Here is a 14,760-nt window from a genome sequence, read left to right as displayed (position 1 = left end):
GGTGAAGACACGGCTTGAGACACCAGTGGGACCTGACGTATTGTTTTGCGAAAGCGCGATTGTATTCCAGTCACGGCGCCAAACGGCAGCCGCAATAGAGGACGGCGATGGAACTGATTACGTGGAATATCCAATGGGGGCGCGGGGCAGACGGCAAGGTCGACCTCGCGCGGATCGTCGACACCATGCGCGGCATGGCCGACGCCGACGTGATCTGCCTGCAGGAGGTCACGCGGGGTTTCACGGACATGGCCGGCAACCCGAGCCGCGATCAGGTGGCCGAGCTGACCGCCCTGCTTCCCGGCTACCGCGTCATCTTCGCGCCGGGCGTCGACCGCACCGGGAACGATGGCAGCCATCGCCAGTTCGGCAACGTGGTCGCGACTCGGCTCGCGGTGCGGGAGGTCTTCCGCCATGCATTACCCTGGCCGGCTGATCCGGAAGTGGCGTCGATGCCACGCGTGGCGCTGGAGGTCACAGTGCAGATTGGCGCCAGGCGTCTGCGTGTGATCTCCACGCACCTGGAGTTCTATTCGAAGCTCCAACGCGAGGCCCAGGCTACCGCCCTGCGCGACTGGCATAAGGAGGCGTGCGATCACGCGCGGCGGCCCAGCAAATCGGAATCACGGCCCGGCCCGTTCACGCCGGAGCCACGGCCCGTTGAAGCGATCCTGTGCGGCGACTTCAACGCCAAGCCGGAGGATGTGGCCTACCGGACCATGCTCGAGCGCTACCCCGATGCCACGCCGAACTGGCAAGACGCGTGGATCCACACCCACCCGGGCGAGCCCCACGCGCCGACCTGCGCCCTCTATGACAAGAAGCAATGGCCGGAGCCGCCCTTCGCGTGTGATTTCGTGTTCGTGACGGAGAATTTGCTCGCCGATGTGCAACGTTGCGAGGTCAACGGCGAGACCGATGCATCGGACCACCAGCCCATCCATCTGACACTGGACGCCTAGATTTCGGGCTCTTCGTCGTCCTCGGGGCTCATCGGCTTGAGCTGGAAGGCGCGCAGGTACTGCATCCACTGCTCGCCCGGCAGCTCGGCCAGCGACTCCTGAACCAGCGACACTTCCATGTCGAACTCGCGCGGCGTCAGCCCGCCGCGCATCAACTGGAAGCGGCAGTACATCAGGTAGGTGTTGACGACGTCAGTCTCGCAATAATCGCGAATTGCGGCGAGCTGGCCTTGCTGGTAGGCCTCCCAGACCTTGCTGCCGTCCATCCCCATCTTGCCGGGGAAGCCGCATAGCTTGGCCAGGTCGTCGAGCGGCGCACTGGCCCGTGGCTGGTACATCGCCAGCAGGTCCATCAGGTCCAGATGCCGCATGTGATAGCGGCTGATGTAGTTGTTCCACTTGAACTCGCGGCTGTCGTCGTCGCGGCCCTCACCCATTTCCCAGTAACGCGGCGCAGCGACCCCGTTGATCAGCCCACGATAGTGGAGCACGGGCAGGTCGAAGCCACCGCCATTCCACGACACCAGTTGCGGGCTGTAGCGCGCGATCAGTTCGTAGAACTTCTGGATCAGCGTGGCCTCACCATCCTCGAGCGTGCCGAGCGAGCCGACATGGAACACGGCGGACCCATCGCGCTGCGTGCGACGCAGCACGCAGGAGATGGCAGCCACGCGCTGCAGGTGGTGCGGCATGAAGTCGGAGCCGGTCTTGTCCCGGCGGGCGGCAAACGCATGCTCGGCGACTTCGGCGTCGCTCATCGATGCGGGATGGTCATGCAAACGGCGCAGGCCGGCTACATCGGGAATCGTCTCGATGTCGAATACCAGCACAGGGGTCATAAAACGGCGTCCTTCCTGACACCTTGCGAAGCGAAATGCCGCTTGAGCTTGACCAGCGCTTCCTGCTGGATCTGGCGCACGCGCTCGCGCGTCAGACCCATTTCCTCGGCCAGCTCCTCGAGCGTAGCCGGCTCGATGTGGTTCAGGCCGAAGCGGCGCTCCACCACATAGCGATGCTTCTCCGACAGGCGGGCCAGCCAAAGCTTCATCAGGTTTTCCAACTCGCGGTGGGCCACTTCCTGGTCGGGCGCGGCGTTGTGCTCGTCGGAAAGGAAATCGAGCAGGCTGGAGCCTGGGTCGAGATCGAACGGCGTATCGAGCGAGGTGGTATGTTCATTGAGTGCCAGCACGTCCTGCACCTCGTCAGGCGTCTTTCCGAGGAGATGAGCAATGTCCTCGAGGCTGGCGTCGCGGCCATCGGTGCCACCTTTTTCAAGATGACGCTTGGCACGCAGTACTTGATTGAGTTCGCGAATCACGTGCACCGGCAACCGCACCGTGCGGGCCTGATTCATGATCGCGCGCTCGATGCTCTGGCGGATCCACCACGTGGCATAGGTGGAAAAGCGGAAACCACGGGTCGGATCGAACTTCTCGATGGCGTGCATCAAGCCGAGATTGCCTTCCTCGATCAAATCGAGCAGCGGCACGCCACGGTTCAGGTAGCCCTTGGCGATGCTGACCACGAGGCGCAGGTTTCGCTCGATCATCACCTGCCGCGCGGAGAAATCCCCGCCCTTGGCCAGCGTGGAGAAATGGAGTTCCTCCGGCGCGGACAGCAACGGCTTGATGCTGATGCGGTTCAGGTAATGCTGGACGGTGTCGGCGGCGAGTTCCGTGTGTAGCACGGTCTTGAAGTCGTCGTGCTCGGGCGCGGCCTCGGCGGCTTCTTCTTCCTCTTCCTCGTCCTCGGCTTCATCGTCGTCGCCGTCGTCGGCGGCGACGACGTCTACGCGCAGGTCGGTGGCGAGATCGGTGTCACGCAGGCCGGCACGCGAAACGGGCGTGATGGGCTCGTCGGTAGCCGGGACCATTTCGGCAGCAGGATCGTCGCCGAAGCCCTCGGCGTCCACCACGTCGGCAGATTTCGCCACACCAGCCTTTCCTTCCGGCTGCTTGGGACGACGGGTCCTGCTGACAACTCCGGATGAGACAGTTTTCTGGCGTGGCATGAAACCTCACTGTGGCGGCAGATACCGCATCGGATCGACCGGTTTTCCGTTCTTGCGAACCTCAAAGTGCAGCTTGACCCTGTCAGTATCACTGTTACCCATTTCGGCAATCTTCTGGCCCTTGCGGACCATTGACTGCTCTGCCACCAGCACCTTGTCGTTATGACCGTAGGCGGTGAGATACGTGTCGTTGTGTTTGATGATGACAAGATTCCCGTAGCCGCGCAAGGGGCCTACGTGAATCACCCTACCCTCGTCGGCAGCCAGCACGGCATCGCCTTTTTTACCAGCGATATCAATGCCTTTGTTACCTTTGTCATCAAATTTTCCGATCAGCTGACCGCTGGCGGGCCAGGACAGGCGGACGTCGCCAGCCGGGGCCGAAGCCGCCGCTGCTGCCGATGCACCGGCCGAGGGCGTGGCGGCCGGCACCGAGGCCGCTGCCGTGGTGCCGGAGGGGGTCCCGACAGGGGTGCCGACCGGGCGCGCCGCGTCAATCGGCTGCGACTGCACCGTGCCAGGCGCCACCGGCACCGTGGCGACGCCCGGGGCTACGTTAGCGTCGGCGCTCGGCGGCACAACGCGCAGCAGTTGTCCGACCTCGATCTGATTCGCATTGCCGATATTGTTCCACGACGCCACGTCGCGATACGACTGCCCGTTCTCGAGCGCGATACGGTAAAGGGTATCGCCTCGCTTGACCCGATAGTATCCAGGCGGCGCCGGCTCCACGGACGCGGCGGCCTGTCCACCTGCGGTGGAGGTACGGTCCACCACCGGGGCGGGCATGGGCGAATTGGCGCAGGCAGCCAGCAGGGCGACGAGCGCGGTGACGGTGAAACGTTGTCCCAAACGTGCGAAATGTTCCGATTTCACGATGTTGTGCATAGTTCGACTCAGATGGTGCCCGATTTTAAGGGCACAAAGAAAACGGCTTCAAGCGCGGTCCTGTGAAACCGATGACGGTTCAGGCGCTCGATCAGCAAGAGCTGCTGGGTGACGGTCTGGCCGGGGCCGCCCGGTGCGGATGCCACCACCGGGGCGATCAGCCGGCCGCCAATCGCCAGTTGCCCGAGCAGCGCCTCGGGCACGTCCATCCCGGCGGCGGCCAGGATGATGGCGGAAAACGGTGCGGCCTGCGGCAGCCCGAGCATGCCATCGCCGTAATGCAGGCGGATGTTCGGCACGCGCAGCGGACGCAGGTTCGCCTTGGCTTGTTCGTGGAGCGGACGAATCCGCTCGATGGAGAACACTTCCTGCGCGACGAGGCTCAGCACGGCAGCCTGGTAGCCGCAGCCGGTGCCGATTTCCAGCACCCGCGGGATCGGCTGGTCCGGCGTGAGGCCCTCGCGCAGCAGTTCGATCATGCGCGCCACCACCGACGGCTTGGAAATGGTCTGCTGATGGCCGATCGGCAGCGCGGCGTCCTCATAGGCCTGCGAGGCCAGCCCCGGCTCCATGAACAGATGGCGTGGCACCGTGGCGATGGCGCTCAGCACGCGCTCGTCGCGGATGCCGCCGGCACGCAGCCGTGCAGCCAGCGCGGTGCGGGCGCGATCGGACGCCATGCCGCCCCCGCCCGCCGTGGCCGCCGAGGCACGCGCCTCCACGGCACTGCCCGGTGGCGGCGGGGCCGCAGGCGGTGCGGACGGCTTGCGTGGCTTGACGGTCGCCGGCGCGGGCGCGGCCACATGCCGGCCGCCCACGGCGGGCAGGCCGGCCGTGCGCTTCGGCGCGGGCTTGCGTTCGACTACCGCATCGAGCGGCAGCGGAAAGCGGGATCGGCGCGGCGTGGTGCTCATCGGCGCGATACCGGAATCGAAGACTGGAGGGCCGACGCGAACGACACGCCTACCCCAGCCACTGTCCGAGTTGTTCGAGCTGCGCGCGATGGGTCAGGTCGAGCTGCAACGGCGTCAGCGAGACAAACCCATTGGCGGTGGCGTGGAAATCGGTGCCTTCGCTCGCGTCGCGCGCGTCGCCGGCCGGGCCGATCCAGTAGTTGGTATCGCCACGCGGATTCACCTGCGTGATGACCGGCTGCGAAGGATGGCGCTTGCCGAGGCGCGTGGCGCGCTGGCCCTTCAGATGTTCGAACGGCAGGTTCGGGATGTTGACGTTGAGCAGGAACGGCTCCTGGGGCGGGCGGGCGATCACGCGCTCCACGATCTCGCGCGCCACGCGCGCGGCGGCGTCCAGGTGCTCCCAGCCCTTGTCCACCTGCGAGAACGCGATGGACGGGATGCCGAACAGATAGCCCTCGATGGCGGCGGCCACGGTGCCCGAGTACAGGACATCCTCGCCCATGTTCTGGCCCTGGTTGATGCCGGACACTACCAGGTCGGGCCGATCCTCGAGCAGGCCGGTCAGTGCCACGTGCACGCAGTCGGTGGGCGTACCATTGATGAAACGGAAACCCTTCTGCACGCCCTCGCGCGCCTCGAAAACCGAGAGCGGACGTTGCAGCGTGAGCGAATTCGACGCACCGCTATGGTTCTGCTCGGGCGCGATCACCGTCACGCGCGCAAGCGGGGCGAGCGCGGCATGCAGAACGGCAAGGCCCGGCGCGAGATAACCGTCGTCGTTGGCGAGAAGGATATGCATGGCCGCGATTGTACCCGAGCAAAGCGGCCATCGCGGCACCAAAACGGCGTGGAACCGCCGCCCGACGCGAACAGAACGATCGTGCTTTTTTGCGCTACACTTCCCGGAGCGCAGACCATCGCCACACCACAACACCACCACCGGAGACAAGATGAAAGCCGTACTCTGCAAAGCCTGGGGCCCGCCCGATTCCCTTTCGCTCGACACCCTCCCGGACCTCGTACCCGGCGATGGCGAGGTCGTCATCGACGTCAAGGCCGCCGGGGTCAACTTCCCGGACGTGCTGATCATCCAGAACAAGTACCAGGCCAAGCCGGCGCTGCCTTTCTCGCCCGGTTCGGAGCTGGCCGGCGTGGTCAACGCGGTGGGCGCGGGCGTGACGCACGTCAAGCCCGGCGACAAGGTCATCGCCTATCTCGGCAACGGCGCCTTCGCCACGCAGGCCAAGGCCCCGGCGAGCGCCGTGGTGCCGATGCCGCCCGGCATCGACTTCGACGTGGCCGCCGCCTTCACGCTGACCTACGGCACCTCCCACCACGCCGTGGTGGACCGGGGCGAGCTGAAGGCTGGCGAGACGATGCTGGTGCTGGGCGCGGCCGGCGGCGTGGGCCTGGCGGCCATCGAGATCGGCAAGGCGATTGGCGCGCGGGTGATCGCGGCGGCGTCTACCGACGAGAAGCTGGCGGTCTGCAAGGAGCACGGCGCCGACGCGCTGATCAACTACAGCACCGAAGACCTGCGCGAGCGCGTCAAGGCGCTGACCGACGGCAAGGGCCCGGACGTCATCTATGACCCGGTTGGGGGGATTTATGCCGAGCCGGCCTTCCGCTCGATCGGCTGGCGTGGCCGCTACCTCGTGGTGGGCTTCGCCAACGGCGAGATCCCGAAGATGCCGCTGAACCTGGCCCTGCTCAAGGGCGCGTCGCTGGTCGGCGTGTTCTGGGGCGATTTCGCCCGTCGCGAGCCACGTAACAATCAGGCCAATATGGCGCAGATGCTGGGCTGGATGAAGGAAGGCAAGATTCGCCCGCACATCTCGGCACGCTACCCGCTGGAGCAGGCGCCGCAGGCGCTGAAGGACATGGAAGCGCGCAAGGTGACCGGCAAGATCGTCATCATGCCGTAACGCTTCTCCGCCCTTCCCCGGCCTGTCCTTTGTCTGGACATGGCCGGGAGAGGGCGAATTCAACAACGTTTAACGCAGTATTTCAGAGTTTTTCGGTCTCACCCGAACTCGGCTGCCACTTCATCAGCCGCTTCTCCCCCACCGTCACCATCCAGTCCAGCACCAGCGCGCACGCGGTCAGTACTACGATGCCCGCGAACACCGTGTTGATGTCGAACGTGCCTTCGGCCTGGAGAATCAGGTAGCCCACGCCGCGCGCGGAACCCAGGTACTCGCCCACCACCGCGCCCACGAACGCCAGACCCACTGACGTGTGCAGCGACGAGAACACCCAACTCGTGGCGCTGGGCAGGTACACGTGGCGCAGCAGTTGCTTCTGGTTCGCGCCGAGCATGCGTGCGTTGGCCAGCACCACCGGACTCACTTCCTTCACGCCCTGGTAGACGTTGAAGAAGACGATGAAGAACACCAGCGTCACGGCCAGCGCCACCTTCGACCAGATCCCCAGCCCGAACCAGACCGCGAAGATCGGCGCCAGGATCACGCGCGGCATCGAGTTGGCCGCTTTCACATACGGGTCGAGCACGGCCGAGGTGAACGGGCTCAACGCCAGCCACAGCCCCACGCCCAGCCCGGCCACCGTGCCGATGCCGAACGCCAGCACCGTCTCCAGCAGCGTCACGCCCAGGTGGATATAGATGTCACGCTCCACGACGAACCAGGTCCAGATGCGCTTCGCCACCATCAGCGGTTCGCCGAAGAAGAACGCCACCTCTTGCGAGCGCGTGGCCGCATGCCACACCCCCAGGATCACCACCAGCACCAGCAGCTGCCACACACGCAGCATGCCCTTAGAATCCGCTCGAAATGCCATATCGTTGTTCTACGAGTTTTTGTATCGTCAGAGGGTCAGGCGACCTTGCGCTGCTGCGCGTAGCCCTTGAGCACTTCCTCGCGCAGCACGTCCCAGATGGCGGCGTGCAGCTCCACGAAGCGCGGATGGTTGCGGACTTCCGCCACGTCGCGCGGACGCGGCAGGTCGATCGCAAATTCGCCAATCGGATGGGTGCCCGGGCCGGCCGACAGCACCACCACGCGGTCACTCATGGCGATGGCCTCGTCCAGGTCGTGCGTGATGAACAGCACGGCCTTTCGCTTGGCGGCCCAGAGGTCCAGCACCTCGTTTTCCATCAGCTGGCGGGTCTGGATGTCCAGCGCCGAGAACGGCTCGTCCATCAGGATGATGTCCGGGTCCAGCACCAGCGTCTGCGCCAGGCTCACGCGCTTGCGCATGCCGCCCGAGAGCTGGTGCGGATAGCGGTCGCCAAACCCACCCAGGCCCACGCGGCGTAGCCATTCCTCGCCCTGCGCCTCGGCCTCGGCGCGCGGCACGCCGCGGAATTCCAGGCCGGCAATCACGTTGTCCAGTGCGCTGCGCCACGGCATCAGCGCCTCGGACTGGAACATATAGCCGGCGCGGCGGTTGATGCCGACCAGCGGCTCGCCGAACACGCGCACGGTGCCGCTGGAAGGCTCCAGCAGGCCGGCGCCGACGTTCAGCAGCGTGGACTTGCCGCAGCCCGTGGGGCCCACCACCGAGACGAACTCGCCGGGCTGGATGGACAGCGTGACATCGCGCACGGCGGTGTAGCGCTGGCTGCGGTCCTCGCGCGAGACGAAGGTGCAGGTAACGTTCTCGAGGGAAAGTGCGGGCGTGCTCATTGCTCGAAGAAAACTCGTCGAAAAACTGGACTCAGAGAAAACACAAGCCCGCCGAGCGTTGCGCGCGCGGCGGGCGGCGTGAAGGCGGGTGCGCTGACTTGTCGATTACTTGTACTTGGCGTTGGCGCGCTGGACGAACGTGTTCGTGAACGTGTTCTCGAGCTTGATCGACTTGCCCTTCAGCTCAGGATCGAACTGCTGCAAGGTGTTCAGCGCCGTCTTCGGGCCATCAGCCGGCATCGTGCCGTCCGGCGAGATGGCTTCCTTGACCTGCTCCCAGGCGGCCAGATAGAGCGCGCGGTCGCCCAGCAGGTAGCTCTCGGGCACGGTTTTCACGATGTCCGACGGGCCAGCCTTCTGCAGCCACTTGAGCGCGCGGACCATGGCATTGGTCATCGCCTGCGTGGTGTTGGGGTTCTGCTGGATGAAGGCGGTCGAGGCATACAGGCAGCCCGACGGCATATTCCCGCCGAACACCGCCTGGGTTTCCTTGAGCGTGCGGGTGTCCGAGGCGATCTTCACCTCGTTCTTCTGCGTCAGCATCGACACCACCGGATCCAGGTTGGCCATCGCGTCGATCTGGCCCGAGCGCATGGCGGCCACCGCGCCGGCGCTGGCGCCCACGCCGATGAACGACACGTCCGACGGCTTCAGGCCCGACTTGGCCAGCACGAAGTTGGCCATCATATTGGTCGAGGAACCCGGCGCGGTCACGCCGATCTTCTTGCCCTTCAGGTCGGCAATCGACTTGAAGTTCGGCATGGTCTTGTTCGACACCACGAGCACGATCTGCGGCGCACGGCCCTGGAGCACGAATTCCTGGTACTGCTGGCCCTTGGCCTGCAGGTTGATGGTGTGCTCGTAGGCGCCGGACACCACGTCCGCGCTACCGCCGACCACGGCCTGGAGCGCCTTGGCGCCGCCGGCGAAGTCGACGATTTCCACGTCCAGGCCCTCTTCCTTGAAGTAGCCCAGGCGCTCGGCAATCGTCAGCGGCAGGTAATAGAAGAGATTCTTGCCCCCCACGGCGATGGTCACCTTGGTCTTCTCGGGCTTGCCCTGCGCCTGCGCGCTGCTGAAGGTGAACCACCCGGCCAGGAACAGGGCCAGTGCGATCAGCGCCCGCTTCCAGAATGTCTTGTCGTACATGAGATGCTCTCCTACCTGACTACCTGTTTTTGTTCGTTGCGTGCCGCCTTGCGGCAAATTGCGATGCTACCGGCCGCGGCCGGTGCCCGCATCGGGATCAACACCTACCGGACGATGCAGACATTTGGCGGACATTGCCAACGCAACGCAATGCCGGCCGTAAACGCAGCGCGGCGGCGCACAGTGTACGTGCGCCGCCTTTCGATCACCTTGCCATGGTCGGAATGTCTGGCTCCGTGACCTCCTCCGCTTTACTCCGCGTGGATGTCGGCGGACTTGATGACCTTGCCCCAGCGCGTCAGTTCGGCCCGCTGGTACTGATCAAGCTGCTGCGGGTTCATGTAGCGCGCCTCGGCGCCCAGTTCCTCGGCCTTCTTGCGGAAGGCATCGGACTTCATGATCTTCTCGATCTCCGAAGTCAGCTTGTCGATGACGGGCTTCGGCGTGCCGGCCGGCGCGTACATGGCGAACCACGACGACACGTCCAGGTCGGGATAGCCCGCCTCCGGTGCCGACGGCACGTCCTTCAGGCTAGGCAGGCGCGTCTTGCTGGTCACCACCAGCGGGCGCAGCTTGCCGGCGGCGATATGGCCCATCAGCGGCGGCGGCGTGGTGATGGTCAGGTCGACGTTGCCGCCCAGCAGGTCGGTCATCGCCGGGCCGGTACCTTTGTATGGCACATGGGTAATCTTCGTGCCGGCCTGCAGGTTCAGCAATTCCGTGGACACGTGCTGGAGCGAGCCATTGCCCGACGACGCGTAGTTGAGCTTGCCCGGATTCGCCTTGGCGTAGGCCACCAGTTCCTTGAGCGAGTGGACCGGCAGGCTCGGCCGCACCACCAGCACCTGCGGGGCGGACAGCAGGTTCGCCACGGGCGCGAAGTCCTTCACCGGATCCCACGGCTGCTTGGTCAGCAGCGGCGTGATCACGTGGTAGCCCGAATACTGCACCAGCAGCGTGTAGCCATCCGGCTTGGCGCGCTGCACGGCCTGCGCGGCGATGGTGCCGTTGCCGCCCGGCTTGTTGTCGACGACGACCGACTGGCCGAGCGCCTTGGACAGCGGCTCCGAGATCAGGCGCGCAGCGATGTCCGTCGTGCCACCGGCCGCGGCGGACACCACCAGCATCACCGGTTTGTTGGGATAGGTGCTGTCCTGCGCCTGGGCGGCAGGTACGAGTGCCATGCCAGCCAGCAGCGCGGCGGCCGTCAGTTGAGTCTTGCGGTTCATGGTTGTCTCCGTGCTTGTTATATAGGGAAGCGAAGGGATCTGAATCTCTGGCGTTACTGCCCGGCGAAGTGCTCAGCCATCCAGGCCGGGGGTTGATGGGTGCGCAGGCGCGGACCGGCGCGCAGCAGCTGGCTGGAAATTTCGCGCTCAACCAGTGCCGGCAGGCCCCCGACCACGGCCAGCAGGCCGTCCAGGTCTACGCCGGTGTCCACGCCCATCGACGCGAACATGTGGACGAGTTCTTCCGTGCTGACATTGCCGCTCGCGCCGGGCGCGTACGGGCAGCCGCCCAGGCCGCCGGCGGCCGCGTCGAAGCGCGTGACGCCGGTCTGCCAGGCCGCGATGGCATTGGCCAGGCCCATGCCGCGCGTGTTGTGGAGGTGGATGGTCAGCCCGGTCTGCGGCAGCGCGCGCTGGAATGCCTCGCACATCGCCGCCACCTGGTTCGGATAGGCCATGCCCGTGGTATCACACAAAGTGATGCCCGAAGCACCCGCATCGGCAAATCGGCGCGCCAGGGCCATCACATCGGCCTCGGGGATATCGCCCTCGAACGGGCAGCCGAACACCGTGGAAAGCGACACGTTCACCGGCACGCCAGCCTTGCCGGCCTCGTCGATCATCGCCGTCAACTGCGCCTTGGACTGCTCGCGCGTCATGCGCAGGTTGGCGCGGTTGTGGGTTTCGCTGCACGACATGACGAGGTTCACCTCGTCCGGCTGGCACGACAGCGCGCGCTCCAGCCCGCGCAGGTTCGGCACAAGCACCGTGTAGGCCACGCCCGGCACGCGTTCGATCTGGTGCATCACGGCCTCGGCATCGGCCAGCGCGGGAATGGCGCGGGCCGATGTGAACGACGTCGCCTCGATGCGCGCGAAACCGCAGTGGGCCAGCGCGTTGACGAAGGCCACCTTGCCTTCGGTCGGCACGACCACCGGCTCGATCTGCAGGCCGTCACGCGGCGCCACATCGTTGATTTCGATCTTGGCCGGCCCGGCCAGCGGATAACGTTGGGCACTCATGCGATCACTCCTCGGGCGCGCAGGTCGGCGATGGCGGCCGCGTCGAAGCCGGATTCGGCCAACACGGCATCGGTATGCTCGCCCAGCGTGGGCGCGCGGTCATGGATGGCCCCGGGGTTGGCGGACAGCTTCGGGATGATGCCCGGCACTTCCACGCTCAGCCCCCGGGCCGACGTCACGGTTTCGATCACACCGCGCGCCCGGTAGTGCGGGTCTTCGGCGATGTCCTTGACCGTGTAGATGCGGCCGGACGGCACGTCGGCCTCGCGCAGCACCACCAGTGCGGACTCGACGGTCTGGGTCTGGGTCCAGGCGGCGATGGCGGCGTCGATCTCGTCCACGCGCTTCACGCGGCCGTCGTTGCGGGCCAGCGCGGGATCTTCGCCGAGGTCCGCGCGGCCCATCGCAGCCATCAGGCGGCGGAAGATTGCGTCGCCATTGGCGGCAATCAGCACATATTCGCCGCAACCGCAGGGATAGGCGTTGGACGGCGCGATGCCCGGCAGCGCGCCGCCAGCCGGCTGGCGCACGGCACCAAAGGCCGAGTACTCGGGCAGCAGGCTTTCGCTGAGGTTGAACAGCGACTCATAGAGCGCCACGTCGATCACCTGCCCCACCCCGCCGCGCGCATCGCGCTCGTACAGGGCCAGCAGCACACCGAGGGCGCCATGCAGGCCGGCGATGGTATCGCCCAGCGAGAGCCCGGCGCGCACCGGCGGCCGGCCCGGCTCGCCGGTCAGGTAACGCAGGCCGCTCATGGCCTCGGCCACGGCGGCAAAGCCGGGTTCGTCCCGGCGCGGGCCGGTCTGGCCGTAGCCGGACACCCGCACCATGATCAGCTTCGGATTGGCGGCGTGGAGCACGTCCCAGCCCAGACCCCACTTTTCCATGGTGCCGGGGCGGAAGTTTTCGATCAGGACATCGGCCTCGGTGGCCAGCTTGCGCACCAGCGCCTGGCCTTCCGCCTGACGGAGGTCAATGGCGATGGACTGCTTGTTGCGCGACTGCGCTTCCCACCAGACGGAGGTGTCCTCGTGGATCATGCGCCACTTGCGCAGGGGGTCGCCCTGGCCGGGCGGCTCCACCTTGACCACGTGGGCGCCGAAATCCGCGAGGGTCTTGGCGGCAAAGGGGCCGGCAATCAGTTGTCCCAGTTCCAGGACGCGAATGCCTTCGAGAATCTGTTGCGCCATGTGAGGTGTCTCCGTGATGACCGTGGCTGCCGCGCCGCATCGATCTGCGGGACTGGCTTTTCATGTTGGGTCGGAGTGTGCACCAGCGGCGCGGGCGACGGAATCGGCATTCCGGCAAGCGGGCTTTCTCGGAACGCGAAGGGGCGGGCTTACCCGGAGTTCGCCCGGGGATCCCGGGGGATGGCGCGGAGATCGCCTTAGAACGGCGCGCGGTCGCCGCAGAGATGGGTGATGAGCAGCCGCGCCGACACGGTCAGCCCGGCCGGATCGCGCATGCCGATCAGCAGCGAGCGGCGCGCCCAGGCGTCCTGCAGCGGCACCAGCGACAGCCCCATCGATTTCACGTGCGGCTCGGCCGCGATGCGCGGCAGCACGCCCACGCCCAGCCCGGCCATGACCATGCGGCACATCGCGTCGAAGCTGCGCACCTGGATGCGCAGCCGGAACTGCCGCTCCAGCCGGCTGCTTTCCTCGAGCAGCCGCGCCGCCAGCGAGGTCACCTGAGGCAAGCTCACGAAGTCGTATTCGAGCGTATCGGCGTAATGCACGGGCCCGCGCTCGGACAGCGGATGCCCGGGCGGCGTGATGATGACCAACTCGTCCTGCCGGTATTCCACGGTCACCAGCCCGGAGCTTGGCGTGCGATCGGCGAAGATGCCGACATCGGCGCGGTTTTCGACCAGCGCGGCGACGATCTCGCTGCTGTTCTGCTCCTCCAGCTCGATGCGGATGGTCGGATGCTGGCGCATGAACGCCGCGAGGTCGTCCGGCAGGAACTGGGTAATGGCCGAGGTGTTGGCGCACACGCGCACCTGCCCGCGCACGCCGGACGCGTAGTCCGACATCACGCCAGCCATCCGTTCCACGTCCTGGAGGATGGTCAGCGCATGGTGGTAGCAGGCCTGTCCGGCCTCGGTCAGTTGCACGCCGGCGGCGTGGCGGAAGAACAGCGGCGCGCCCACGGCGGCTTCGAGATCTGAAATCCGCTTGCTGGCGGCCGCCACGGCCAGGTGCGACTGGCGCGCGCCGGCCGAGATGCTGCCCTGTCGGGCCACGGCCACGAACAGGCCAAGCGTCACGAGGTCGAAGCGCGCCAGATTCATGTTTGTCCGAGGAAGTCCGATACCTACAGGCTACGCCGGTCCATGACGGCGCGGGCGATGGTGCCCGCGTCCACGTATTCGAGTTCGCCGCCCACGGGCACGCCGCGCGCCAGCCGCGACACCTTGAGCCCGCGCGACTTCAGCATCTCGCCGATGTAGTGCGCAGTGGCCTCGCCCTCGCTCGTGAAATTAGTGGCCACGATGACCTCGCCCACCGGTCCGCCGAGTTCGGGGTCCGTGGCGCGGGCCAGCAGCCGGTCCAGGTGGATGTCCTTCGGGCCGATGCCGTCGAGCGGCGAGAGCCGCCCCATCAGCACGAAATACTGGCCGCGATAGGTCAGCGTCTGCTCGATCATCACCTGGTCGGCCGGCGTCTCCACCACGCAAAGCAGCGAGGCGTCGCGCGCGGTGTCACGGCACGTCTCGCAGATCTCCTGCTCGGTGAAGGTGTTGCAGCGCTCGCAATGGCGGATGCCGTCGGCAGCACCGCGCAGCGCGTCGCCAAGCTTGCGTGCGCCGTCGCGGTCGTGCTGCAGCAGGTGATAGGCCATGCGCTGGGCGGACTTCGGCCCCACGCCGGGCAGCACCTTGAGCGCCTCGATCAGCGCCTGCAGCGAGGTGGGCGGCGCCGCTCTCATC

Annotated in this window: 15 protein-coding genes; 2 read left to right on the top strand and 13 right to left on the bottom strand. The window is 66.3% G+C overall.

Going from position 1 to position 14,760, the window contains the following annotated elements; translation table 11 throughout:
* Positions 1-107 precede the first annotated feature (107 nt).
* The gene (locus tag AC1DFU_RS14975) at positions 108-962 is read left to right on the top strand and encodes an endonuclease/exonuclease/phosphatase family protein (protein WP_092289704.1); all 855 of its coding nucleotides are present in this window, start codon (positions 108-110) and stop codon (positions 960-962) included.
* Here the strand turns inward: AC1DFU_RS14975 and AC1DFU_RS14970 are convergent.
* Genes AC1DFU_RS14970 through surE form a run of 5 tightly spaced genes read right to left on the bottom strand, consistent with a single transcriptional unit; the run spans position 959 to position 5,577 of the window.
* Positions 959-1,801, bottom strand: coding sequence for a 3'-5' exonuclease (locus tag AC1DFU_RS14970; RefSeq protein WP_092289706.1), 843 nt, complete (start codon positions 1,799-1,801; stop codon positions 959-961). The genes AC1DFU_RS14975 and AC1DFU_RS14970 overlap by 4 nt on opposite strands.
* Entirely contained in the window at positions 1,798-2,973 is a 1,176-nt protein-coding gene (gene rpoS / locus AC1DFU_RS14965; protein ID WP_092289708.1) for an RNA polymerase sigma factor RpoS, read from the bottom strand. Before rpoS ends, AC1DFU_RS14970 begins: the two co-directional genes overlap by 4 nt.
* Positions 2,974-2,979: 6 nt before the next feature.
* Complete coding sequence (locus AC1DFU_RS14960) at positions 2,980-3,861, bottom strand: peptidoglycan DD-metalloendopeptidase family protein (protein ID WP_092289709.1); 882 nt, start codon at positions 3,859-3,861, stop codon at positions 2,980-2,982.
* Between the two features lie 8 nt (positions 3,862-3,869).
* Entirely contained in the window at positions 3,870-4,775 is a 906-nt protein-coding gene (locus tag AC1DFU_RS14955; protein ID WP_092289711.1) for a protein-L-isoaspartate(D-aspartate) O-methyltransferase, read from the bottom strand.
* A 49-nt stretch (positions 4,776-4,824) separates the two neighbouring features.
* Complete coding sequence (gene surE, locus AC1DFU_RS14950) at positions 4,825-5,577, bottom strand: 5'/3'-nucleotidase SurE (protein ID WP_441593547.1); 753 nt, start codon at positions 5,575-5,577, stop codon at positions 4,825-4,827.
* A 151-nt stretch (positions 5,578-5,728) separates the two neighbouring features.
* Here surE and AC1DFU_RS14945 point away from each other — a divergent pair, with 151 nt between their 5' ends.
* Positions 5,729-6,703: an NADPH:quinone oxidoreductase family protein gene (locus AC1DFU_RS14945; RefSeq protein WP_092289715.1), complete on the top strand. Its 975-nt coding sequence runs from the start codon at positions 5,729-5,731 to the stop codon at positions 6,701-6,703.
* 82 nt (positions 6,704-6,785) lie between these two features.
* Here the strand turns inward: AC1DFU_RS14945 and AC1DFU_RS14940 are convergent, their stop codons facing one another.
* The 8 genes from AC1DFU_RS14940 to recR all read right to left on the bottom strand — a co-directional run bounded on the left by AC1DFU_RS14940 (position 6,786) and on the right by recR (position 14,759).
* Positions 6,786-7,577 carry an ABC transporter permease gene (locus AC1DFU_RS14940; protein WP_441593546.1) on the bottom strand — a complete coding sequence of 264 codons (792 nt, stop codon included), beginning with the start codon at positions 7,575-7,577 and terminating at the stop codon, positions 6,786-6,788.
* A gap of 35 nt (positions 7,578-7,612) precedes the next feature.
* Complete coding sequence (locus AC1DFU_RS14935) at positions 7,613-8,425, bottom strand: ABC transporter ATP-binding protein (protein WP_092289719.1); 813 nt, start codon at positions 8,423-8,425, stop codon at positions 7,613-7,615.
* A 105-nt stretch (positions 8,426-8,530) separates the two neighbouring features.
* Complete coding sequence (locus AC1DFU_RS14930; RefSeq protein WP_092289721.1) at positions 8,531-9,574, bottom strand: ABC transporter substrate-binding protein; 1,044 nt, start codon at positions 9,572-9,574, stop codon at positions 8,531-8,533.
* 251 nt (positions 9,575-9,825) lie between these two features.
* A complete protein-coding gene (locus tag AC1DFU_RS14925) occupies positions 9,826-10,803 on the bottom strand; it encodes a Bug family tripartite tricarboxylate transporter substrate binding protein (RefSeq protein ID WP_441593545.1) in 978 nt (325 codons plus the stop codon).
* A 53-nt stretch (positions 10,804-10,856) separates the two neighbouring features.
* The gene (locus AC1DFU_RS14920) at positions 10,857-11,825 is read right to left on the bottom strand and encodes a hydroxymethylglutaryl-CoA lyase (protein ID WP_092289725.1); all 969 of its coding nucleotides are present in this window, start codon (positions 11,823-11,825) and stop codon (positions 10,857-10,859) included.
* A complete protein-coding gene (locus AC1DFU_RS14915; RefSeq protein ID WP_092289727.1) occupies positions 11,822-13,018 on the bottom strand; it encodes a CaiB/BaiF CoA transferase family protein in 1,197 nt (398 codons plus the stop codon). The genes AC1DFU_RS14920 and AC1DFU_RS14915 overlap by 4 nt, the downstream gene beginning before the upstream one ends.
* A gap of 197 nt (positions 13,019-13,215) precedes the next feature.
* Complete coding sequence (locus AC1DFU_RS14910) at positions 13,216-14,121, bottom strand: LysR family transcriptional regulator (protein WP_092289729.1); 906 nt, start codon at positions 14,119-14,121, stop codon at positions 13,216-13,218.
* Positions 14,122-14,144: 23 nt separating this feature from the next.
* The gene (gene recR / locus AC1DFU_RS14905) at positions 14,145-14,759 is read right to left on the bottom strand and encodes a recombination mediator RecR (protein WP_092289731.1); all 615 of its coding nucleotides are present in this window, start codon (positions 14,757-14,759) and stop codon (positions 14,145-14,147) included.
* Position 14,760: the final 1 nt, after the last annotated feature.

The sequence above is a fragment of the Cupriavidus sp. 10L45 genome, assembly GCF_056395225.1.
Note: the sequence above shows the minus strand (reverse complement) of the source record. Positions and strands in the feature narration are given on the sequence as shown.